We start from the raw sequence: 22483 nt of genomic DNA on the forward strand, positions 1-22483 counted from the left end.
GCGGGCATCACTGGCCAAAATGCACGCTCAGAAAGGCCGCCCGACCGGCGCTCAAGTAATCAGCGCCGTCAAACGAGCGCGTAGTGATGTAATCATGGTCCAATACGTTCTCCAGTGTGAGGCGTGCGCTCCAGAGCGGCGCAAACTGCCAGCCCCCGCGCAGGTCGACAAGACCGTAGCCGCCAAGCTGGTCTTGATTGTCCGCATCGCGGTAGCGATGGCCCTGCGCCACCCACGAACCACCCAGCGACCACTCGCCCAGCTCACGGTCCAGATCAAGACGCAGGCCTTGCGTTGCCCGGTTCTGCAGGCGCTTGCCGGTCAGGCGGTTTTCCGGGTCGGTATAGGTGAGCGCGAAGGCCAGCGACCACTCGTCAATTTCCACACCGCCAGAAAGCTCGGCGCCGCGAATACGCGAGGTGGGCACGTTGAACTGCTCGGCCTGCCCGGCAATCAGGTTGTCGATGTCAGTCTGGTAGATCGCGGCATCCCAGAACCAGTCGGCATATTGGCCGCGTACGCCCAGCTCCACGGTTTCCGAGGTTTCAGATTCGAGATCCGGGTTGCCGAAGTCCGGGTAGTAAAGCTGGTTATAGGTAGGCGCGTTGAAGGCCGTGCCGTAACTGGCACGCAGGGTGTGATGGGCATCTACATCCACCCCTACGCCCACGCTCCCGGTCAGTTCGTCGCCGTAGCTCTCGTTGCTGTCGAAGCGTGCGCTGGCCTGCAGTGTGAGCGGGGCGAAATCGAACAGCGCCTGGGTGAACACGGCCTGGTTATCGCGGCTGGTTTCGTCGTAGTCGACGATGCTGTCGACCTTGTCCTCGCTGTACTCGGCGCCGGCGATGAACTCGTGCGGGCCGGCGATGAAGGTGTTCTCCCACCGTGCGGTGCGGATCTGGCTATCGAAGGTGGAATTGCCGAAGGTGTCGATGTTGTCGCTTTCATCACGCGCCTCGGAGAGGGTCACCCGCGAGCGCCACTGATCGGCCACGGGTATCTCCACGTAAACGCCTGCCACCTGTTGAACGAAATCGTTCTCGCCGCCGTCGTACTCATTGTTGCCACGAGCACGCAGAGCCAGTACGCCGAGTTCGACACCGTTATCGAGCGTGTGCGAGACCTTGGCGAGCGCTGTGGTGTTATCGAACCCCTTGTCGTCGCCGCCTTGGCGAACGGGTTGGCCATCGGTATTGAAGTGGCTGGCGGCGAAGCTGTAGCGGGTGCCGCCCTCGCTCCCGCTGATACCGGCGCTGGCACGTGCCGTGTTGAATGAACCGCCACCGAAGGAGAAGCGCGGCGCTGGGCCATCAGCATCTGCCTGGTGGGTAAAGAGCTGGATCACCCCGCCCATGGCGTCGGCACCGTAAAGGCTGCCCCGGGGACCTCGCAGGATCTCGGCGCGCTCGAACATGCGCGGGTCGAGAGACGACCAGGCCGCGCCACCGCTGGTCGCCGAGCGCAGGCGGATACCATCGATCAGAAGCACGTTCTGGCTACTGCCGGTTCCACGAAGATAGACACTGCTGTTTTTTCCAAAGCTGCCGTTGGTACTCACATCTACCCCCGGCTGGCCACGCAGCAGGTCAGTAATGTTCACCGGATCCTGGCGGCGCAGCGTGGCTTCATCCAGTACCGTGACAGAAGAAAGGCTCTGCCCGGCGGTGCGCGGGGCAAGCGTTGCCGTGACCACGACCGGGTCGAGCGCGGCTGACGCCGTTGAACGGGATTCGACCGCCTGGGCGTGAGCCGCCACGGGCAGTGCGGCCAGGCTGGCAAGCAGCGTGGCGGCAGGAAAATGCTTGAACATGAAAAGGTCCCTTGCGCGCTGCGCCAACCCGCACAGCGAGGTTTTTATCGCCGGGCGCAATGGAACGCACAAGAAAGGGGCAGCGACCCATCAGCCTCTGCCACCCATTCCGGGAATCCACCGCGTCCGGTCTGTCTGGCTTGATGCCTTATCGTTCAGGCCGGTCTCCGGGCTGACAAGCAAAGCAGCTGCGCTTTTAAGCACTCCCCTTCCCATGCCGTTGACAGCACAGTGGTCTCGAGGGCTCTTGACTTGATCACCGTTGCGGGGGCAGCGTCGGAATGAACACCAACTTCCCGTTTCACCAGCGGCTTTGGCCGCCAGCACCTGAAAGTGGACGTAAGCTAGCAAGCCGGACTTGAAGGGTCAATTCAAATCGCGGAGATTATCGCTTTTTGGCGTGCTCGCGTTACGCAGCGCTGCCATACATGCCAAACAGGGCGAACATCAGCAGGCTAAACAGAATCATCGATGTCAGCGCGAGATGCACATTGCGCCCGTTGGGAACAGGCGGCCGCCCATAGCGATTTTCACCCTTGCTACCCGGCCCGAATACCAGAAAGAGCGTGAATATGAGATTGATCATGGGCACAAGAGCCACGATAACGGCCCAGCCCGTGGCGTTCAGGTCATTGAGACGACGAATGGTCAAGACAGCTGCCATCAACCCCATGACAATGGTGCTAAACAACATGGCTATGGAGAATATCTGACGCAATAACGCATCCTCGGTGAATCGAGGTATCACTTCGATAGTGAGAAAAGCCATGCTAAAAAACAGTAAAGTCAAGCTGAGCGAATAGGCTATGTATCTTAGCCGACCGATTCGACCGCGAATTTGAAGCATGCGCGGCTGATAACCGCCAGCAGGACTATCAGTCAACGTAGCGTCGCTATTCGTCGCAAGGGTGTTCATCCAATTACCTTTTCAAGCGAATCATCGAGATTGCAAGGCATGAGCTGCCCGCAGCGGAAAAGCGCAGATTAGCAAATCAATCTGGGCGTTCAATCGCCTTTGATGACAGATAGTCAATGTCCTACACGATATTAAGATATCTCTTACATCAAATGCTTCTCGCCTAAGCTGATCAAGCCATTCGCGCGCGCTAAACCTTTAACGGACGGGGGCATCTGACGATTTTTCGAAGCAGCCCTCAGCCCCGGGCCCGAGAAAAAAGCTCAGTAGTGCCGCTCAAGCTCTTCAAGCAATCCCTCCAGCCCCTGGCGCTGCTCGGCATGCGCCTCAGGATATTCACGCTTTGGGGTGAATGCATTTTCTGTCGCCTCGTCCCATGCCAGCACACGCTTGATGGTGGCTTTCCAGATATCTGGCTCGCCACCCAGGTACCCATTGATCTGTTGCCCGACAACCGAGTGGAGAGAGGCAAATAGTGCGGGGTCACCGGAGGGCGGTAAATCCGGGCGGGCGGTAAGGTGAATCCGATACCGGAGTTGGCCAGCATAGAACCAGAAGGCCGCCTCCTCCTGGTCGCCCTTGGAGAAGAGTTCAGCGGCATATTGGTAATATTCAGCCGGGTGCGCACTTGATGCATCGCTTGGGGCAAATGTAGATTCCGTGGCAGTATCTGAGGCAACAGATAGGGGCAAGAAAGTCATCATGATGCTCAGCATGAGGCAGAGCGTTGCAGTTCGTTTCATGGTGTTCATGTCCTTTTTATAGATTTTGGGGCTAGGCCCCGTTGTGTCGCATCAGGCGATCCAGGTTCTGTCTGAAAAGTCAGCTCTCGTGCATCGTTCGATGCAGGCCAGCGTCACCATGGCTTTAAAGCTACTGGTCAGCTTATCGTAACGGGTATTGAGAGCCGACTTTTCGATAGAACCTAGCAGAGCGGTTTATCTGCAGTTAACCACCGCTCTACAACAAATGCATGAAAGAAGCTTAACCGAAATAAAACGCCGAGAGCCGGTCTTGCAGCTCCACTATCTTCTGATTGAACGCTTCATCCTCCATATCTCGCCAAAAACGTGGAGGTCGCGCTATTTCTTTGTCCCACTCCAAAGTGGTAGGGTCAAGCGAACGGAACTGTTCCCACTGTGGCGAGTCTGGCAAGGGCTGAGAAGTATCCATAAAACGCTGCAGCATATCCCAGGCAGCCAATTGATCCAGGCGACTGGTGACCCCGAACATCCCCACCAGCGCAACATGGGCCTCAACGCTGTAGTGCACAAGGCTTAGGTTGTATTGTGCAATGCCTTGCGACGAGGGAGAGCTTTGCAGGTAACAATCAAACTCATGAAAAGGAAGTTCATGCGACACCTTCCATGCAGTACTTTTCTTAGCTGAGTTGGTAAATACTTTAACCATGCCTGTGCGGCGATTAAGCTCCCACATGGGGCCTGGCTGATAGCCTGAAGTAAAGCTAGGAAAAAAGTGATAAATAATATCCCCCCCCGCCCAGAGGAATAAAAAAAATCCTATGATTGCTCCATTAGTTAAAAAATCTAGAATTAACTCTTCTTTTAAATTTATATCTTGAGAAGGAAAAAAAAGAGTTAGAAAAAATGAGGCGCATAAAACAAATAAACCTAAAAAAAAACCAACCATTCCTAAAGCACGTAAAGCACCAATTATAAAATTTATTTTTGTTTGACTCGTATAACGAAGGCATTCCTCATCCCAGCGTAGCGGGTGCTCTGGCCGGTCAACTGGGCGGGGTGAGTGATTAGGCATTTGCTCTAGCTCGCGCAACCGTCTAGGCCGAGTATTAACAAGCTCGCTAGCCGGAAACAACGGCTCAGACGGATGGCGATACGGCAGCTGTTGACCTGAAGTCGCTGATAAGCGAAAGCGCTTGCCATGGTGGCAAGGCTCGGAGCGCGACCATAAAAATTTCTCAGAGGTATGCGCGGTGTCAGTGTAGATAATGGGTGTCAAATCAGTCATTGAGCATCGTTATGTGTCGGGTCCCTTATGATTGGCAACCCATTTGGTAAATAACATCAGTCCACCGCTCTGCCATTGATGAGCAAAAGAAGCTTAACCGTAATAAAATTCCGAGAGGCGATCTTGCAGCTCCACTATTTTATGATTGAATGTTTCATCATCCATATCCCGCCAATAACGGGGTGGGCGGTCTATCTCTTTGTCCGCTTGGATTGTTGTAGGATCAAGAGAGCGGTACATCTCAAAAACAGGTATGTCAGGTAAAGGCTGTGATGTATCCATATAGCGCTGAACCATGTCCCAGGCAGCCAATTGATCTAGGCGACTGGTGACTCCGAACATCCCTACTAGCGCAACATGGGCCTCATCGCTGTAGTGCACAAGGCTTAGGTTGTATTGTGCAATGCCCTGGGACATCGGCGAGCTTTGTATATAACAATCGAACTCATAGAAGGGTAATTCATAGGCTACCTTCCAGGCGGTGCTTTTCTTAGCAGAATTGGCAAAGACTATGACCATGTCCGTTCGCCGATTTAACTCCCACATAGGGCCCGGTTGGTAACCTGTAGAAAAATTAAGAAAAATTCGATAAATAAGATTCCCCCCTCCCCACATTAACAAACATACGGGTAGTGCTATAGAAAAAATTTTTATAGACATGAAGAAAAATTCTTTGAAGTCTCTTCCTTGTTCAGCATAAGAGACAAAAAAAACTAGAATATTCCCTACAATAGCTACAAATAGAAAAAGGAAAAAACCTACCATTCCAAGGCCACGAACAACCCCGACAATAAAATCTAACTTAGTCTGACTTGAGTAACGCAAGCACTCTTCATCCATCCTTATCGGATATTGCTTATAGCCTTTTGGGCGAGGTGAGAAATCTGGTTGACTTTCAATATTTCGTAACTGTGCAGGAGTAATTAACTCAAGTCCTTTCGCAACAGGAGGTATACTGATAGTAGGCTTTCTTGGCGCTAGCCGCTGTCCTGAGGCCGCGGACAAGCGAAAGCGCTTGCCGTGGTGGCAAGGCTCGGAACGCGGCCATAAAAACTTCTCGCAGGTATGCGCAGTGTCAGTGTAGATAATGGGTGTCAAATCAGTCATTGTTGTATCGTTCTTATGTAAATGCAGGCTACCATACTAGCAGAGCGGTTTATCTGCAGTTAACCACCGCCCTGCCACAAATGCATAAAAGAAGCTTAACCGAAATAAAACGCCGAGAGGCGATTCTGCAGCTCCACTATTTTCTGATTGAACGCTTCATCATCCATATCCCGCCAATAACGGGGAGGTCGCGCTATTTCTTTATCCCACTCCAAGGTGGTCGGATCGAGCGAACGGAACTGTTCCCACTGTGGCGAGTCTGGCAAGGGCTGAGAAGTATCCATAAAACGCTGCAGCATGTCCCAGGCAGCCAATTGATCCAGGCGACTGGTGACCCCAAACATCCCCACCAGCGCAACATGGGCCTCAACGCTGTAGTGCACAAGGCTTAGGTTGTATTGTGCAATGCCTTGGGAGGTCGGCGAGCTTTGGATATAACAATCGAATTCATGGAAGGGCAATTCATGGGCTATCTTCCAGGCGGTGCTTTTCTTGGCAGAATTAGCAAAAATCTTGACCATGCCCGTACGTCGATTTAGCTCCCACATAGGGCCACGCTGGTAGCCAGAAGTATAGTTGGGAAAAAAACGATAAAGTAAATTTGCGCCTCCCCACATTAATAAGCACAAGGGCAAAGCTATAGAAAAAACTTTTACGGACCAAATAAAAAAACCTCTGAACTCTATGTCAGAGTTGGAAAATGAAGCAAAAAAAATGATTACATTTCCAACAACGGCAACAAATAAAAAAAGGAAAAAACTAACCATTCCTAAGCCGCGAACAACCCCAATAAGAAAATTAATTTTCGTCTGACTGGTATAACGTAGACACTCTTCATCCCACCTTAGTGGATGCTCAGGGCGATCACTTGGCCGAGGCGAGTGATTGGACATCTGCTCAAGCTCACGCAATCGTTTAGGGGGCATATCCACTAGCTCACGAGCTGGGAATAAGGCTTCGGTTGGGTGACGAAAGGCAAGCCGCTGCCCTGAAGCCGCGGACAAGCGAAAGCGCTTGCCGTGGTGGCAAGGCTCTGAACGCGGCCATAGAAACTTCTCAGAAGTATGCGCAGTGTCAGTGTAGATAATGGGTGTCAAATCAGTCATTGCTGTATCGTTCTTATGTAAATGCAGGCTGCCATGCTAGCAGAGCGGTTTATCTGCAGTTAACCACCGCCCTGCCACAAATGCATGAAAGAAGCTTAACCGAAATAAAACGCCGAGAGCCGGTCTTGCAGCTCCACTATCTTCTGATTGAACGCTTCATCCTCCATATCTCGCCAAAAACGTGGAGGTCGCGCTATTTCTTTGTCCCACTCCAAAGTGGTAGGGTCAAGCGAACGGAACTGTTCCCACTGTGGCGAGTCTGGCAAGGGCTGAGAAGTATCCATAAAACGCTGCAGCATGTCCCAGGCAGCCAATTGATCCAGGCGACTGGTGACCCCAAACATCCCCACCAGCGCAACATGGGCCTCAACGCTGTAGTGCACAAGGCTTAGGTTGTATTGTGCAATGCCTTGGGAGGTCGGCGAGCTTTGAATATAACAATCAAATTCATGGAAGGGTAATTCATGTGCCACCTTCCAGGCAGTGCTTTTCTTAGCAGAATTAGCGAATACTTTGACCATGCCCGTACGTCGATTCAGCTCCCACATAGGGCCTGGCTGGAAGCCAGAGGTATAGTCGGGAAACAATCGATAAAGTAGATTTGCTCCTCCCCACATCGTGAATAAAAAAATAAATACTGCTAGAAAAAAAAACCAATCAAAATTAAAAAATATATTTACAAGTATATTGCCAGAGTCATATTTTGAAGTTAAATATGAAATATAAATAGAAGAAAGAAAAAGAATAGGTATGAAAAAAAGTAAACCTACCATACCGAGCCCACGGAAAACTCCAATTATAAAATTAGTTTTAGTCTGACTTGTATAGCGCAGGCACTCTTCATCCCACCGTAGCGGATGCTTAGGACGATCACTTGGCCGAGGCGAGTGATTGGGCATCTGCTCAAGCTCACGCAATCGTTTAGGTGGCATATCCACCAGCTCTCGAGCGGGGAATAAGGCTTCGGTTGGGTGACGATAGGTCAGCTGCTGCCCAGAAGCTGCGGATAAGCGAAAGCGCTTGCCGTGGTGGCAAGGCTCTGAACGCGGCCATAAAAACTTCTCAGAGGTATGCGCGGTGTCAGTGTAGATAATGGGTGTCAAATCAGTCATTGAGCATCGTTATGTGTCGGGTCCCTTATGATTGGCAACCCATTTGGTAAATAACATCAGTCCGCCGCTCTGCCATTGATGAGCAAAAGAAGCTTAACCGTAATAAAATTCCGAGAGGCGATCTTGCAGCTCCACTATTTTATAATTGAATGTTTCATCATCCATATCCCGCCAATAACGGGGTGGGCGGTCTATCTCTTTGTCCGCTTGGATTGTTGTAGGATCAAGAGAGCGGTACATCTCAAAAACAGGTATGTCAGGTAAAGGTTGTGATGTATCCATATAGCGCTGAACCATGTCCCAGGCAGCCAATTGATCTAGGCGACTGGTGACTCCGAACATCCCTACTAGCGCAACATGGGCCTCATCGCTGTAGTGCACAAGGCTTAGGTTGTATTGTGCAATGCCCTGGGACATCGGCGAGCTTTGTATATAACAATCAAACTCATGGAAGGGTAATTCATAAGCTACTTTCCAGGCGGTGCTTTTCTTAGCAGAATTGGCAAAGACTGTGACCATGCCCGTTCGCCGATTTAACTCCCACATAGGGCCAGGCTGGAAACCAGCGGCAAAGTTAGGAAACGAGCGGTAGATTAGCCTTACCCCTCCCCACATTAACAAACAAAAACCCAATATATATATATATACTGAGATCAAATCAGATAGCATTTCATTATAATTAAAACTACTTTGGGGTGATTGTGATGCAAAAAATATTGCTACCATACTAACAAAAGCAGCAAATAATGCCAAAAAGAAACCAACCATTCCTAATGCGCGAGCAATTCCAAAAATAAAGCCTAACTTAGTTTGACTTGAGTAACGTAAGCACTCTTCATCCATCCTTATTGGATATTTTTGATAGCCTTTAGGGCGAGGTGAGAAATCCGACTGACTTTCAATATTTCGTAACTGTACAGAAGTAATTAACTCAAGCCCTTTCGCAACAGGAGGTATACTGATGGTAGGATTTCTTGGCGCAAGCCGCTGCCCAGAAGCCGCGGTTAAGCGAAAGCGCTTGCCGTGGTGGCAAGGCTCGGAACGCGGCCATAAAAACTTCTCGGAAATATGCGCAGTGTCAGCGTAGATAATGGGTGTCAAATCAGTCATTGTTGTATCGTTCTTATGTGAATGCAGGCTGCCATGCTAGCAGAGCGGTTTATCTGCAGTTAACCACCGCCCTGCCACAAATGCATAAAAGAAGCTTAACCGAAATAAAACGCCGAGAGGCGATTCTGCAGCTCGACTATTTTCTGATTGAACGTTTCATCATCCATATCCCGCCAATAACGGGGAGGTCGTGCTATTTCTTTATCCCACTCCAAGGTGGTCGGATCGAGCGAACGAAACTGCTCCCACTGGGGGGAATCTGGCAAGGGCTGAGACGTATCCATGAAACGTTGTAGCATGTCCCAGGCAGCCAATTGATCCAGTCGACTGGTGACCCCAAACATCCCCACCAGCGCAACATGGGCCTCAACGCTGTAGTGCACAAGGCTTAGGTTGTATTGTGCAATGCCTTGGGAGGTCGGCGAGCTTTGGATATAACAATCGAATTCATGGAAGGGCAATTCATGGGCTATCTTCCAGGCGGTGCTTTTCTTGGCAGAATTAGCAAAAACCTTGACCATGCCCGTACGTCGATTTAGCTCCCACATAGGGCCACGCTGGTAGCCAGAAGTATAGTTGGGAAAAAAACGATAAAGTAAATTTGCGCCTCCCCACATTAATAAACAAAAAAATAGTATATATATATATACTGGTATCAAATCAGATAAAATATCATTATAATTAAAATCACTTTGAGGCGATTTTGAAGCAAAGTACATTGCAATTAAGCTAACAACAGCTGCAAAGAGCACCAAAAAAAAACTTACCATTCCTAAACCACGAATGATTCCAATAAAAAAATTAATCTTTGTCTGACTCGTATAACGCAAACACTCTTCGTCCCATCGTAGCGGATGCTCAGGACGATCACTTGGCCGAGGCGAGTGATTGGGCATCTGTTCAAGCTCGCGCAATCGTTTAGGAGGCATATCCACCAGCTCTCGAGCTGGGAACAAAGCTTCGGTTGGGTGACGAAAGGCAAGCCGCTGCCCTGAAGCCGCGGACAAGCGAAAGCGCTTGCCGTGGTGGCAAGGCTCGGAACGCGGCCATAAAAACTTCTCGGAGGTATGCGCAGTGTCAGTGTAGGTAATAGGTGTCAAATCAGTCATTCGCACTCTCGTTATCCTGGTGGGTCATTTCATCGGCCCAATAGGGTTGTTCTGTACGGGTAAAGTCTGGAATTAACGGATTTCCGCTGGCCGTTTGTGTCGGTTTAGGCGCTGGTAACACTCTTGGTAGCTCGTCACTATTTTGGCTTTCGTTTTGGCGCTGCCACTGCACACGTACTTTCAGTTTATGCTGGGTACGCCGTTCACGACGCCGCCACGACCCCGGCTGGGTAGTGGCTGCAGGGGTATAGAGATAGTACTCCCGGCCATCCGTTGTACTACGTTCAAATAACGGCTGTACCACATCGCCCAACTCTTTGCCGTCCTCTATCCACTGAGAGTACCCGTCCTTACGGAATTCATGCTTGTATTCGGTGGTTTGCTCAAGCCTGAAGTGGGCGTTCTGCTCCCAGCCAGGCTCCAAACCGGGCAGGTTACTGTTGACCACTACCCGCGTGTTGGCGATGGGGCCGGAAAAGCGACTGGCGGCCTGCTCGGCAATCAGGTTTTCAGCGTGAGTAGGAGGAGGTGACTGGCTAAGGATGCCAATGGCAGGCCGCTGCTCGCCATCCGTTGCGACCATCTCGGCGGTCATTGCTCCAATAGGTTCTACACGGATACGGATATTGGCAAATAGACTGACTAAACGCTCAAATGCATCCGCCGAGTCATTGCGCCAATCGTAGCGGCTATTGGTGCCAAAGGGCCCCAGCCGCAGCCACTCTTCAATATCGTTATCCGTTAACTTGATCGCAATTAAGGCAGCAGCCAGAGATAGGCCTAACGCAACCCAGCCTACCGGCCCTAACCCTAACCACAACGGGCTGGTTTTAAATAACGCACTTCCGGCGACAACCAAACTACTAATAGACGCTATACTTAGCGCGATACCGGCTCCTAGGTTGCTATGTTGAAAGCGATTCCAAGCATCCCATGCCAGCAATGCAGAACTAATGAAGCCTGCAGCCACACCTGCGAAATTTACTATCGTAACGGCCCCTTTAAGACGCCCTCCCAATCCCACTAAGAGGGATGATTGAGAACGTAACAGAGCATCACCGAAAGGTACCTGACGGCTAATAGCATTAACACGGAATCGGTGAAATTTTTGATGCCTTTCGCCGTAGAACTCCAAAGCTTTTAAAGAGGCGATTGTAAGATCAATTGCAGCACTCCCGAATCCAAGTGAACTCTTAATATCATAAGAACTAATAAGGGACTGATACTGCTGTCGTACATTAAACAACTCAAACGCCGCAATTAAATAGGGCAAACGCAAACGTTCAGTTGCTTTGGAGAAGTTCAGTTGATGCCGTGCTCGTCTCGATAGCTGTACTGCTTTAGAGTCCGTTTCTGCCACCAGCACGGTGAGGTGTTGCTGCCCGGCCGCCTCTGCCGCGGCGGCCAAACGCCGTGCCTGGCTTGGGGCCAGTGTTTTACCCGATGCATCACGCACCGCGCTTTCAAAACTTTGCCGCGCCTGTGCGTGTGCTCCCCGCTGTGTAGCCGCGCGTTCCTGAGCGGTCAAGCCGTTACGTAGCTGGCCTGCACTGTCCTTCACACCGAGAATCACAACATCTTCACGTATAACGCCGCGGGTAGCTGTCAATTGGCCATACAACTCTGGAAAACCGACGCGCGCTAATCGTGCAACCGGCAGCATCATGGCCTGTTGAGCGCCTTGGTCGAACAGCACTTCCACTTGCTCAGCCAGCCGCCCGAACAGTAAATCGACTACCCCGCCCCAGCGTTTTAGCTCAGAGCTTAACAAGATTTCTCCGCCATCACTGGCTAACGCTGCCAGCCATGCGGTTTCCAACAGCTGTACATCGTCATCTTCCGTCGGTGGATCAAGCAGATGCTGTTCTGATATCGCCTTCAGTCTGATCAGGCCATCGCCGCGGTTTTCATCCTCTTCCGGTAACGATAGCGGCGCGCTTAGGGGAGTACTTTCATCACTAGGGAACAGCATGGCATGCAGTGGGTAAGTGCTATTGTCACTTAGAATATTAACCAATAGCTGTTGTGCACGTGATAGTGATGTGGGCGTTGAGTCACTCAGCGAATCAGCCCGCTCTGCGCTTTCGCGCAAGCCTTCCAGCAAGTCAAGGGCCAATGAATATGCCCCAATGTAATCGTGCCCCTCAAGACTTAAAAGATCGGCAAGTACCGCTGTGCCGGGGCGGCTGAGTAGCAGCGAAGAAAGCCGTTGCTGGTAAGCATCAAACTGGTAGCGTGCCAGCGCTCTATGGGAGCCACGTAAAATGCGATGAAGCTCCCCTGTATCACTTAAGTCGGCTTTATCCGCAAATCGGTTGAGGGGGTTGGTTTCTCCTGAACTATTCTGCTGTTTCAGAATGGTTTGATTGACCAATGCAGCGCATTCATAAAACTCGTCTTCTGCCGCTAGTGATGGAATTTGCTGTAGATACCCTAAGCTGGATTGGGTTCCGCGCATGGCATGGCGCAATTCAAACAGCGTGTCTTGAATCACTAATCCAGGAATATTGCGCTCTGCTATATCGCTTAAGCAGCTGGAGGTACCTCCCAGCGACTCCTGCCAGATACTGCCAGCTTCTTCATCGTCGCTTTCTTGTTGCAAACGCGCACCAAGAGCTGCCAACCGTGCGGACGCCTGCAGATAGAGCGGAGATGACGACCGGCCTTGATCACGCGACATTTCAGCATCAGCCGATGCGCGTGCCTGTTCTCCCCCCGCGTCAAATACTTGCAGCTCTTGAGCCGCTTGATCGCGTAACTGTTGCAGAAAACTCCCTTCAAGGTCGCTGGTCAGTTGGCTCGGGAAAGCAACATTTTCTTCCAAGAAAGGCAAGCGTAAACGTTGCTCACTATTCTCTTGAAGCATGTAGAGCATGCCCAAGGAGGGAAAATTATTGCCACTAGACAAATTAATTGACTGGCACCGCGTTAAACGCGCATGCTGATCTGTTTCTAAGTAATTTAAACGGGCGGCAGACAACTGCACTTCAGAAAAGGCAACGCGCAGTTGACCATCAATAGCCCGCCCTTCCTGGCGGTAAGGAAGCCAGACTTCCTCTAGCGGAACACCAACAGCAGGCCGACGATCCTGTTGATATTGTCCCTGCTCATTGCGATGCTCCGCCACATTGACATCACGAAATTCTAATTTGCTTTCCTCATCATTGGCGCTGACCTCCAGCTCACGCCATAACATCTCTTCAAAGTAAATATAGAGATAGCCAGAGCGTAGAGGTAAAGCATGACGCGTATCGCCAGTCACCTCTTGAAACAATGCCATAGGCATGACTGGTTGGATAATATTGTCTTGATAACGGGGCTTACGCTCGTTTTTATAAAGCCACTTCAATAGGGGCAGCTTGATTGGCTCGCCTGCTTCAGTGGCAATATGGAGCTGTGCATCCACACGCTGTAGACCTTGCCAACACCATTTGTGCAGGACACTCATTGGGTCGGAAAGCTCTTCTGTTTCTGCCTCGCCAAAATCGTCTAGGGGTTCGCCGCTATGCTGATTGACGATAACGATCTCATGCCCTTCCGGATGTTCTTTACCCATTACCTGAATAAACAGCTTTTCACCTTCACAGGCCGGATTACCCAATACACCACTCATATGGTGAAACTCCTGGTCTTTGACTGGGAAGTGTTCTCTGCACGCCGCTCGATTTCCTGCAGCCGATTAACCGCTGGCAACTCACTCACGCCTGCTAGCCATTCGCCGGGCGTTAAAGTCAGAAAAATCTCTAACACTTTTTGCAAATGTTCGCGGGGAAGCTCAAGCCGCATAGAGGCCGACACTCTTTGGACAAAGTAGGTAATATCTTCTCCTGAAGACGCTTTGGCTCTCTTTTGCTTAGACCACTTACGCCAGACGGCTTGAACTAATACAAAGTTTTCCATCGCCTGCTCCTGCGATGGTGAAAGCTTGTAAGGCTCCTCATCTTGATACTGCCCTTCTACTAGCTGCTGGTGTGGCTGCCCCACACAGCTGTACCACTGCTTTCCATGCTCTGCTATTTGAACCCAGGTGCCACCAAACCAAACAACTCTTTCCAGCGGGCCGAGCCATCTATCAATCACCGAATCCGCGCTAAAAAACACGCTCGCAATACATGAATCATAAAAGCGAAATAATGCTTTTCGAGATCCATAGAAGTGAATTTCGAGACGCTGACGAAGATATTTCAGCACGGCTTGCTCAGTTGCCTCGCTCATTATCAAAACACCTTGGCTAAAAGCGGTATCCTGCTGTTGCGAATAGGCATGCCAAAGCGCACTCCCTCGTTCAATACGAACCACCAGAGGGCTGTACTCCTCCAGGGAGGCGTATTTAGTTTCATGAAATAAAAACGCCAGTTGAGGCGATGGCTCTAACTGATAGATGCGCTCTAAGATTCCTGGGTAACGATCTACGACCAGCCAGCAAGGCAATGCATGATTAGGTTCAATATCGTCTATACGTGAAGCAGACAGTAGCTCACTCATGCTGCTCTTCCTCCTTCGTCGCATGGGCAGTCTTTACCTAGCGGGCATGGCCCACCATTCGACGGTTTCTGGCAAAGCTCTACTAATGGCTGATGCTCCACCATTGCCTGCTCTAAGCGATGCCCTACAATAGGCCCCATCGTGACATCTTCATGTATTTCAGCGACCGCCTGCCCAGGCAACTGCGGCGCCTGCGCCGCCTGACCACTCCCCGACCCCGGGCTGCCGCCGGAATTGATCTTGACCTGCGGTCCGACGATGGTGACGCCGCTAGGGTCGATTTTCAGGAAGCTGCCGCCGGCTTTCAGGGTGATTTTAGCACCGGCTTCGATCACCACCTTCATGCCCGCCTTGTGGTGAATCTCCTGCCCGGCTTCCACCAGCTGCGCCTGGCCGATGTTGTCGTGGCGGGTGCCGTTCACGGTGAGGTGGTCATCGCCGTCTACCTGACCGTAGCGATTGCCGTGCACCGTGTGGTGGTCGTCGTGGTCGATCTCGCTGATGCGGTCGCGGTGCACCTTGAGGTGGCTGTCGTTACGGATCTCCTCAGTGCGGTCATTGAGCGTCAGAAGCTCCAGGTCCTTCTGGGCGTGGAGCCAGATCTGTTCTTCCCCTGCTTCGTCTTCGAAGCGCAGTTCGTTGAAGCCTTCGGCCTTGTGGCTCTGGGTGCGCAATACCGTGCGGGTCTTGTGTTCCGGCAGTGCATAGGGCGGCTGGTTGACGGCGTGGTAGGTACGCCCGGTCACCAGCGGCTGATCCGGGTCAGCTTCTAAAAATGAAACGACCACCTCATGGCCGATGCGCGGGATGGCCATGGCCCCGTAGCCGCCGCCGGCCCAGCCCTGGGCAACCCGCACCCAGCAGCTCGCCGTTTCATTGGGTTCGGCGTAGCGGTCCCAGGGGAACTGCACCTTCACCCGGCCGTGTTCGTCGCAGTGGATCTCTTCGCCTTCCGGCCCCACCACGAAGGCGACCTGGGGGCCGTCCACGCGGGGTTTGGGGTTGGGCGTGGCGCGCCAGGGTGTATCGCCGGGGATAAGCGTGATCTGATTGACATACCGGGTCATGCCGTTCGCGTCAAAATGGCCGACGCTGTCCTCTTCCAGCGCCTGGGGCTGTTCGCCGTGGTGGAAGATCTCGATGGGCTGCCAGTCGCAGTTGAGGCTCTCGGTGTCGTGGTCGGTCAGGGTGAAACGCATTCCCGGCGCGAGCTCCGGCAGGTCGCTTTCCGCCTGGGCGGTGAGTGCTTCACGGCGCAGGTGTTCTACCCGTATACGGGTAAAGGGTTTACCGGAGGCATCCTCTTTATAGCGGCCGGGGTAGTCAAAATGCTCGTAGTCGCTGCGCTGTCCATGCTGCTCGACCTCGTGGCCTAGATGCTCGTGCAGCTGGGCGTAGGCCGGGTTCTTGAAGGTGTAGTCTTTCAGGGTGGCGGAGGCGGGCGCTATACGCGCCGTCTGGCGAAGTTTTCGCACATGGCGAGTAGGCGCCGTGCCCCCGGCACGGCTGTGGTAGGTACGCTCGCCCAGGTGGGCAAGCAGCAGCGGGTCGTCGGTAAATATCAGCCGATGCGCGCTTTCCTCGAAGGCGTGATAGTAAAATAGCCCCTCCTCGGCGGCCAAACGCTCGATGAAGGCGAGGTCCGTTTCGCGATACTGCACGCAATACTCACGCTCCAGAGGCTCACGCTTGACGGCGAAGGCTACATCCGTGATGCCCCGCTCGAGACACAAGGTGTTGATGATGGAGAGCGGGTCTACCTTCTGGAAGATGCGCGAATTGTGGCGCAGCGAAAGTCGCCACAATGAAGGGCTGAGCATGACGGAATAGAAGGTGCGCCGGTGGCCGCGATCCGCCAGCATGAATTCGCTGATCACGCCATTGACGTAGCGTAGCGGTTTGCTGTCCTGCCAGATGGTCAACGTGGCCGGTTGATCGAGCAAATCAGCGGCACTCAGGCGGCCTTCGCGGCTGGCGAAATTCAGCCGTAGCTCAAAAGGCTGAGACAGCGCCTCGCGGTAAGCAAAATCGATAACAGCGGCATCATCAACGCCTGGTAGCTTCAGAGTAAATTGTAGGCCAGTGCCGTCTGCCATCGCGCCGCTCCTTGAGCTGAACTCGGAAAATGAGAAACACTCAGGGTAATGGCGCTGGTATAAAGGGCAACCCCTTCACGGCACGTAGTGTCGATGTCTTACATGCTTGTAAGCCATTTCTTACAAATATCAGAAAATACAGGCTTTGAAAGCACTTGCGGCTACCTACCCAATGCCTGCACCAGCCCATGTCGCACATACCAGACCTGATCGGCGCATTCGGCCATGTCCTGGCTGAACCAGCCATTCAGGTCGCGCAGGCGGCGCTGGTCGCGATCCATGGGCACAATTCCGCGGCCAACCTCATTGAGGATGATGATCAAGGTCACCTGTTGGGAGTTGGCCCCGCACAACAGCTCCTGAAGATCGTCGCGCCAGCGCGACCGCCAGCTGTCGCTGCCCTCATCAGCCCCCATGGAAGCCGTCAGCCAGTCCAGTACGCCGTGTATCACCAGCGGGGTGTCTGGCAGCATGACGCAAGTGCATTCACGCAGCCGCTGCCCGGGTGCGAGCCGCCACCATACGGCATGGGGAAAGCGGTTTCTTACAGCCTTTCGTTTGCCGGCTCCGGCACCGCCGATGAACACCTGCATAGCCAACCTCCTTTGTCATTCATGCCATGATGCGTGAGCCACCAGCGCCTTCCCTGCGCTTGATGCACTCCCCCTTCCCAGAAACCGATGGTTTCAAAGCGTCGGCGCAATTCACGAATCACGCCGCCATGAGTAACGGCGAGTACTTTTCGGTACCCGTGACGTTGCACGCTTGCCGCCATATCGAAAAGCCACGCGTCAAGGCGCGAGCGCAGCTCGGCGGCGGACTCTCCGCCCGGGATCTGCAGCTCGCCGGCGCTGTCGATCCACGCGCGATAATGGGGCAGGTCCTTGAGTTCATCGTAGACCTTGCCTTCATACTCGCCAAAATCTAATTCACGCAGGCGTGGCTCCAGGTTCAGCGGCGTGTCTGGCCTCGCTGCCTGAATCCACTCGAGCGTCTGTCGGCAGCGCTGAAGATCGCTTGTGTAAATGGCGTCGAAACGCTCACCGGCAAGCGCCTTGCGAAGCAACAGTAGCCCTTCTTCAGCGTCAGGCAAGAGTAACGGAATATCGCGCTGCCCCTGATAGCGCCGCGCTAGGTTCCAGGCGGTGATGCCATGGCGAACCACCACCAGCTCCACATCAAGATCATCAACCATAGTTCTCCTCCTTCAATGGTGGCGCCTACCATGTCGCCGTTGATGCCGTGAAATAGCCTGAGCAGCACCCAGCGGGCAAGCGCAACCAGCAGGCAGGCCGCCACCAGCGCCGCCAGCACGCCGGGCCAGCCGATACTCATCACGCCAAGCGGCACCAGTGCCAGCGCCACATCCCGCGGGACCAACGACTGCTGCCAGCTCCACGCCATTCCCTTCTGCTGGGCGCAGGGGGTAAGCACCAGCAGCGCTGCCCCGCCAAAGCGGGCCAGCGCCGGTATCGCCACCAGCCACCAGAGCGGCGCCCCGTAGTGCAGCAGTGCCCAGAGCATCACGCCCTTCCAGGCCAGCAGGAAAAACAGCGCCAGCATGCCAAAGCTGCCTACCTGGGGGTCTTTCATGATCTCCCAGCGCCGCGCCATGGGCTGGTTGCTGCCTAATGCATCTGCCAGGTCCATCATGCCATCCAGATGCAGGCCACCGCTTAGCGCCACCCACAGGCTGAGCAGCGCCAGGGCAGCAAGCGGTGCGGGGGCGCCATGCATCAGCTGGGCGGCAAGTGCCAGCATCCCGCCGAGCAAGAGCCCGACCAGCGGGTAGGCGCGAACGGCCCAGCGGCGGGTAGCCGGTGTCCAGGGGCAGGCAATGGGCAGCGGCAGGCGGGTAAGAAACTGCAGCGCCAGTATGCCGCCGTAAAGCGCACTCTTCAGCACACGGGCTCCTTGCGCTTCCACTCGACGGCAAGCCCGCAGACCACTTCGAGTACCGAGTCCGCTTCCGCGGCAAGCCAGCAGTGCAGGCTCTGCAGAAACCCCAGGTAACGCCAGGTTTCCTTGTCATTGGGCAGCAGGTCTTCATTGAGGTCATTGGAGACCAGCACCAGATGCTGACGGTGCGAGCGCGCCATGCGAACCGCGCTTTCAAGCACCCCCTGGCCCTCGGCATCGGTCAGCTCGCTGGCGTAGCGAACCTGGCTTGCCCAGAGGGTCAGGCAGTCAAGCAGAACGGCAGCCCCTTCGGGTATCTGCGCGAGCGCGTCGTCAATCGCCAGCGGCGCCTCCAGGGTTATCCAGCTCGCGCCGCGCGTTGCCTTGTGGCGCTCGACCCGCGCGGCCATCTCTTCATCGAGCACATCGGCGGTGGCAATGTAGTAACAGCTGCCGCCCTGGGCCGCCTGCAGGACACACTGTTCGGCCACATCACTCTTGCCCGAACGGGCGCCACCACTAACAAACACAATCATTGAACACCTTCAAAAGCCGCTGATTGGCCGCCCGGTCACGCAGCGCGATACGCAACCAGCCGCCATCGAGGCCGGGAAAATTATGGGTATGTCGAACCAGCATGCCACCGCGCAGCAGCCGTTCGAAAAGCACGTCACTGACAAGCCCTCGCTCGCGCAAAGTGTGACCGGGCCGAACCAGAAAAAAACTGGTGGTACTGGGCACCACCTCAAGGCCCGTCTGCGCCAGTGCCGTTGCCATCGGCGGGTGCTCGCTCTCAAGCCAGGCCCGGGTTTGCCCGGCGAACGCCGTATCGGCAAGCAGCGGCGCCACCAGCTCGGCAGCCATTCGGTTGACGCTCCAGGCCGGCTGACACGCCGCAAGGGCATCAATAGTGGATATATCGGCCAAGACATGGCCAAGCCGCAGTCCTGGCAGGGTATAAAATTTGGTCAGGGAGTGAAGGAGCACCATATGCGGGTTTTCTGCCAGCAAAGGCGCAAGCGACGCCTCCTCACCCTGGCCTGGCGCCAGGTGGATGAACGCCTCGTCCACCACCACCTGGCAACCACAGGCAGCGGCGCACGCCAGCAGCCTGTGCATCTGCTCGAGCGGTATCAGCGTCGCGGTGGGGTTATTGGGCCGACACAGAAAAAGCACATCGATCTTCCTGAGTGCGACCATGAGGACTTCAAGGTCGAGCGCGAACCCTGGAGCGGGCAAGGCAATGGGCGTCATGCTCAGCCCATGGGCGCGGCAGGCCCGTGCGTACTCGCCAAAGCTGGGTGTCAGCACACCGGCCCGCTTGCCTGCATGAAGGGCCGCTGCCAGAAAAATCGCCTCGGCCCCGCCATTGGTCAGCAGCACCTGTTCAGGCGCTACCCCGTGATGCGCGGCAAGCGCTTCGCGGGCGGGCCAGTAGTCCGGCGCCGGATAGTGGCAAAGTGCGTCAACCTGTCGGCCAAGTGCCTCGGCCACCCAGGCGGGCGGGCCGAGCGGGTTGAGGTTGGCGCTGAAGTCTTCCAGCGAGTGGCCCGGCGGCAAGCCGTAACGCTGCAAAAGCGCGGCGGATTGGCCGCCGTGGCTTGGCCAGGGCGGCGCGCTCATCCTGCGTTCGTCAGGACTCATCTTGCCATCGCCCCCAAGGCGCCTGCTGCAATGACAAACAGCAGCCACCCCACATGCATGAGTGAAATGGTGGTGCCGATATGCGCAACGCGCAGCGGCTCGAAAGGCTCGCCCAGCGTTGCGCGGCTGGAAGTGACCCCCTGATAGGTATTCATGCCGCCCAGTTGCACCCCGAGAAGGCGGGCCACCATGGCTTCTGGCCAGCCGGCGTTGGGGCTTGGGTGGCGCGGGGCCTCGTGACGGGTAGCGCGAAGTGCGCCGCGCCAGCGCAGCGGCTGCCCGGCAGCAGACAGCAGCACGCCCCCTACCCACAGGCACAGCGTGGTCAACCGTGCGGGCAGCCAGTTGGCAAGGTCATCAAGCTTTGCCGAGGCGTAACCGAAGTCTTCATAACGTTCGTTGCGATACCCCACCATGGAATCCAGCGTGTTGATCGCCTTGTAGGCCAGCGCCAGCGGCGCGCCCCCCAGCAGGGCAAAAAACAGCGGCGCGGTAATCCCGTCCACCGTATTTTCCGCCACGGTTTCCACGGCGCCTCGGGTAATGCCGGCCTCATCGAGCGTCTGCGTGTCGCGCCCCACAATCATGGAGAGCGCCTGGCGTGCTGCCTGCAGGTCGCCCAGGGCGAGCGGTCGGGCCACGGCCCGCCCGGCGTCGGCAAGCCCCTTGATGGCAAGCGTGGTGGCCAGCAGCCATAGCTCGGCCGCCAGCGCAACCCAGGGGTGAATCATCGCCAGCAGCGCCAGCGCCGCCATGCTGGCACCCCACACGCTCGCCACCACCGTCCCCGCAAGCACAACGCCGAAGAACTTGCGGCGTGAAGCGCTCCCTCGGTTCCAGCGCTTTTCCAGATAGCTGATCATCCGCCCCATCAGCACTACCGGGTGCGGCAGCGCCCGCGGGTCGCCAATCAATAGATCCAGCACGATGGCCAAGCCAATCAGTACCGTCAGCGTCACGGGGTGCTGTCCGCCATGCCGGCCGAGGTGAAGGTGGCCATGTCGGCCATCATGGCGGTTGCGGCTTGCAGCAGAGGAAAAGCCAGTGCGGCGCCGCTGCCCTCACCCAGGCGCATGTCGAGCGCCAGCAGCGGCGTGGCGTCAAGCGCTCTGAGCGCTACGCCATGGCCAGGCTCCATGGAACGGTGGCCGAATACCAGATAGCCGCGCACCGCCGGACAAAGGCGACACGCGGTGAGTGCCGCGACCGTGGCAATGAAGCCATCCACGATGGCGGGCAGCCGGTAGCGCGCGGCAGCCAGGTAAGCGCCGGCCATGGCAGCGATTTCAAGCCCTCCCAGTGCCGCCAGTACGCTCAGCGGAGTGTCGGCATCAAACTTCCGCGCCGCCAGGGCGCGCGTGATGACACCCGCTTTATGTACCTGCTGCTGGCTATCGAGCCCCGAGCCTGCCCCTACCACCTGCTCGACCGGCGTGCCGGTAAAAGCCGCCAGCATGGCGCTGCTGGCGGTGGTATTGGCAATGCCCATCTCCCCGACGATCACGCTGCGACAGCCTGCCTCGTAGGCTCGCGCGACCGCCTTTTCCCCCGCCTGAAGAGCGGCCTCGACCTCGAAAGGCTGCATGGCATCTTCAACGGTGATATTGCCCGTGGCACGGCGAACCTTCTCGACCACCACGCCCGGTGCCTCTACATCGCCCAGCACGCCGACATCGACGACTTCCAGGCGCGCATTGATCTGGCGGGCAAAGACATTGATGGCCGCACCGCCGCGTGCAAAATTGGCGACCATCTGCGCGGTCACCGCCTGAGGAAACGCAGAGACGCCCTCGGCCGCCACGCCGTGGTCGGCGGCAAACACGATGACAGCAGGAGGCGTGACAGCAGGAGCCAGCTCTTTGCTGATCTCGCTTAGCTGAACGGCCAGCGCTTCGAGAGCACCCAGGCTGCCCGGCGGTTTGGTCAGCGTATCCAGATATGCCCGTGCCCTGTCACCAGCGGTTTTATCGACAGGGTCTATTCGGGCAATCAGCGAAGGCATGGCAGGCTCCATAGCAGGGTAAAGGTCAACCGCGACGAAAGGCGCAAATAGTAACAAAACTTGCGCCTCGACGGGCGGCTCTTTCACCAAGGCAAGCC

At 55.1% G+C, this 22483-nt stretch carries 19 protein-coding genes and 1 riboswitch; all 19 genes read right to left on the bottom strand.

The window, feature by feature from the left end; all coding sequences use genetic code 11:
* Positions 1 to 7: 7 nt before the first annotated feature.
* Positions 8 to 1810: a TonB-dependent receptor domain-containing protein gene (locus HW452_RS15830; protein ID WP_224107069.1), complete on the bottom strand. Its 1803-nt coding sequence runs from the start codon at positions 1808 to 1810 to the stop codon at positions 8 to 10.
* A 141-nt stretch (positions 1811 to 1951) separates the two neighbouring features.
* Positions 1952 to 2156: riboswitch (cobalamin riboswitch) on the bottom strand.
* Between the two features lie 63 nt (positions 2157 to 2219).
* Entirely contained in the window at positions 2220 to 2726 is a 507-nt protein-coding gene (locus HW452_RS15835) for a DUF805 domain-containing protein (protein WP_224107070.1), read from the bottom strand.
* Between the two features lie 263 nt (positions 2727 to 2989).
* Positions 2990 to 3469, bottom strand: a complete 480-nt coding sequence (locus HW452_RS15840; RefSeq protein WP_224107071.1) for a hypothetical protein — start codon at positions 3467 to 3469, stop codon at positions 2990 to 2992.
* A 241-nt stretch (positions 3470 to 3710) separates the two neighbouring features.
* Positions 3711 to 4715, bottom strand: coding sequence for a hypothetical protein (locus HW452_RS15850; protein WP_224107072.1), 1005 nt, complete (start codon positions 4713 to 4715; stop codon positions 3711 to 3713).
* A 93-nt stretch (positions 4716 to 4808) separates the two neighbouring features.
* Positions 4809 to 5822: a hypothetical protein gene (locus HW452_RS15855; RefSeq protein WP_224107073.1), complete on the bottom strand. Its 1014-nt coding sequence runs from the start codon at positions 5820 to 5822 to the stop codon at positions 4809 to 4811.
* A gap of 95 nt (positions 5823 to 5917) precedes the next feature.
* A complete protein-coding gene (locus tag HW452_RS15860; RefSeq protein ID WP_224107074.1) occupies positions 5918 to 6928 on the bottom strand; it encodes a hypothetical protein in 1011 nt (336 codons plus the stop codon).
* Between the two features lie 95 nt (positions 6929 to 7023).
* Positions 7024 to 8040, bottom strand: coding sequence for a hypothetical protein (locus HW452_RS15865; protein WP_224107075.1), 1017 nt, complete (start codon positions 8038 to 8040; stop codon positions 7024 to 7026).
* 93 nt (positions 8041 to 8133) lie between these two features.
* Entirely contained in the window at positions 8134 to 9150 is a 1017-nt protein-coding gene (locus HW452_RS15870) for a hypothetical protein (protein ID WP_224107076.1), read from the bottom strand.
* A gap of 95 nt (positions 9151 to 9245) precedes the next feature.
* Complete coding sequence (locus HW452_RS15875) at positions 9246 to 10259, bottom strand: hypothetical protein (RefSeq protein ID WP_224107077.1); 1014 nt, start codon at positions 10257 to 10259, stop codon at positions 9246 to 9248.
* Entirely contained in the window at positions 10252 to 13872 is a 3621-nt protein-coding gene (locus tag HW452_RS15880; protein ID WP_224107078.1) for a toxin VasX, read from the bottom strand. The genes HW452_RS15875 and HW452_RS15880 overlap by 8 nt, the downstream gene beginning before the upstream one ends.
* Complete coding sequence (locus HW452_RS15885) at positions 13869 to 14744, bottom strand: DUF4123 domain-containing protein (RefSeq protein ID WP_224107079.1); 876 nt, start codon at positions 14742 to 14744, stop codon at positions 13869 to 13871. Before HW452_RS15885 ends, HW452_RS15880 begins: the two co-directional genes overlap by 4 nt.
* Positions 14741 to 16840, bottom strand: a complete 2100-nt coding sequence (locus HW452_RS15890; RefSeq protein WP_224107080.1) for a type VI secretion system Vgr family protein — start codon at positions 16838 to 16840, stop codon at positions 14741 to 14743. The genes HW452_RS15885 and HW452_RS15890 overlap by 4 nt, the downstream gene beginning before the upstream one ends.
* Before the next feature lie 161 nt (positions 16841 to 17001).
* Positions 17002 to 17313, bottom strand: coding sequence for a bifunctional adenosylcobinamide kinase/adenosylcobinamide-phosphate guanylyltransferase (locus HW452_RS15895; protein WP_317986361.1), 312 nt, complete (start codon positions 17311 to 17313; stop codon positions 17002 to 17004).
* Positions 17314 to 17384: 71 nt separating this feature from the next.
* Positions 17385 to 18035 (bottom strand): histidine phosphatase family protein, encoded by a 651-nt coding sequence (locus tag HW452_RS15900; protein ID WP_224107082.1) that lies wholly within the window; start codon positions 18033 to 18035, stop codon positions 17385 to 17387.
* Positions 17972 to 18742, bottom strand: a complete 771-nt coding sequence (cobS, locus tag HW452_RS15905) for an adenosylcobinamide-GDP ribazoletransferase (RefSeq protein ID WP_224107107.1) — start codon at positions 18740 to 18742, stop codon at positions 17972 to 17974. Before cobS ends, HW452_RS15900 begins: the two co-directional genes overlap by 64 nt.
* Positions 18739 to 19275, bottom strand: coding sequence for a bifunctional adenosylcobinamide kinase/adenosylcobinamide-phosphate guanylyltransferase (locus tag HW452_RS15910; RefSeq protein WP_224107083.1), 537 nt, complete (start codon positions 19273 to 19275; stop codon positions 18739 to 18741). Before HW452_RS15910 ends, cobS begins: the two co-directional genes overlap by 4 nt.
* Entirely contained in the window at positions 19259 to 20383 is a 1125-nt protein-coding gene (gene cobD / locus HW452_RS15915) for a threonine-phosphate decarboxylase CobD (RefSeq protein WP_224107084.1), read from the bottom strand. The genes HW452_RS15910 and cobD overlap by 17 nt, the downstream gene beginning before the upstream one ends.
* Positions 20380 to 21342: an adenosylcobinamide-phosphate synthase CbiB gene (cbiB, locus tag HW452_RS15920; RefSeq protein ID WP_224107085.1), complete on the bottom strand. Its 963-nt coding sequence runs from the start codon at positions 21340 to 21342 to the stop codon at positions 20380 to 20382. Before cbiB ends, cobD begins: the two co-directional genes overlap by 4 nt.
* Positions 21339 to 22385: a nicotinate-nucleotide--dimethylbenzimidazole phosphoribosyltransferase gene (gene cobT, locus HW452_RS15925; RefSeq protein ID WP_224107086.1), complete on the bottom strand. Its 1047-nt coding sequence runs from the start codon at positions 22383 to 22385 to the stop codon at positions 21339 to 21341. The genes cbiB and cobT overlap by 4 nt, the downstream gene beginning before the upstream one ends.
* Positions 22386 to 22483 lie beyond the last annotated feature (98 nt).

The organism is Vreelandella aquamarina (assembly GCF_020075495.1).
Classification (GTDB): domain Bacteria; phylum Pseudomonadota; class Gammaproteobacteria; order Pseudomonadales; family Halomonadaceae; genus Vreelandella; species Vreelandella aquamarina_A.

What these genes read in the sequence shown, in the direction of transcription:
- HW452_RS15830 (WP_224107069.1), bottom strand. Translation starts at nt 1,810, where the DNA reads ATGTTCAAGCATTTTCCTGCCGCCACGCTGCTTGCCAGCCTGGCCGCA.
- HW452_RS15835 (WP_224107070.1), bottom strand. Translation starts at nt 2,726, where the DNA reads ATGAACACCCTTGCGACGAATAGCGACGCTACGTTGACTGATAGTCCT.
- HW452_RS15840 (WP_224107071.1), bottom strand. Translation starts at nt 3,469, where the DNA reads ATGAAACGAACTGCAACGCTCTGCCTCATGCTGAGCATCATGATGACT.
- HW452_RS15850 (WP_224107072.1), bottom strand. Translation starts at nt 4,715, where the DNA reads ATGACTGATTTGACACCCATTATCTACACTGACACCGCGCATACCTCT.
- HW452_RS15855 (WP_224107073.1), bottom strand. Translation starts at nt 5,822, where the DNA reads ATGACTGATTTGACACCCATTATCTACACTGACACTGCGCATACCTGC.
- HW452_RS15860 (WP_224107074.1), bottom strand. Translation starts at nt 6,928, where the DNA reads ATGACTGATTTGACACCCATTATCTACACTGACACTGCGCATACTTCT.
- HW452_RS15865 (WP_224107075.1), bottom strand. Translation starts at nt 8,040, where the DNA reads ATGACTGATTTGACACCCATTATCTACACTGACACCGCGCATACCTCT.
- HW452_RS15870 (WP_224107076.1), bottom strand. Translation starts at nt 9,150, where the DNA reads ATGACTGATTTGACACCCATTATCTACGCTGACACTGCGCATATTTCC.
- HW452_RS15875 (WP_224107077.1), bottom strand. Translation starts at nt 10,259, where the DNA reads ATGACTGATTTGACACCTATTACCTACACTGACACTGCGCATACCTCC.
- HW452_RS15880 (WP_224107078.1), bottom strand. Translation starts at nt 13,872, where the DNA reads ATGAGTGGTGTATTGGGTAATCCGGCCTGTGAAGGTGAAAAGCTGTTT.
- HW452_RS15885 (WP_224107079.1), bottom strand. Translation starts at nt 14,744, where the DNA reads ATGAGTGAGCTACTGTCTGCTTCACGTATAGACGATATTGAACCTAAT.
- HW452_RS15890 (WP_224107080.1), bottom strand. Translation starts at nt 16,840, where the DNA reads ATGGCAGACGGCACTGGCCTACAATTTACTCTGAAGCTACCAGGCGTT.
- HW452_RS15895 (WP_317986361.1), bottom strand. Translation starts at nt 17,313, where the DNA reads ATGCTGCCAGACACCCCGCTGGTGATACACGGCGTACTGGACTGGCTG.
- HW452_RS15900 (WP_224107082.1), bottom strand. Translation starts at nt 18,035, where the DNA reads ATGGTTGATGATCTTGATGTGGAGCTGGTGGTGGTTCGCCATGGCATC.
- HW452_RS15910 (WP_224107083.1), bottom strand. Translation starts at nt 19,275, where the DNA reads ATGATTGTGTTTGTTAGTGGTGGCGCCCGTTCGGGCAAGAGTGATGTG.
- cobD (WP_224107084.1), bottom strand. Translation starts at nt 20,383, where the DNA reads ATGAGTCCTGACGAACGCAGGATGAGCGCGCCGCCCTGGCCAAGCCAC.
- cobT (WP_224107086.1), bottom strand. Translation starts at nt 22,385, where the DNA reads ATGCCTTCGCTGATTGCCCGAATAGACCCTGTCGATAAAACCGCTGGT.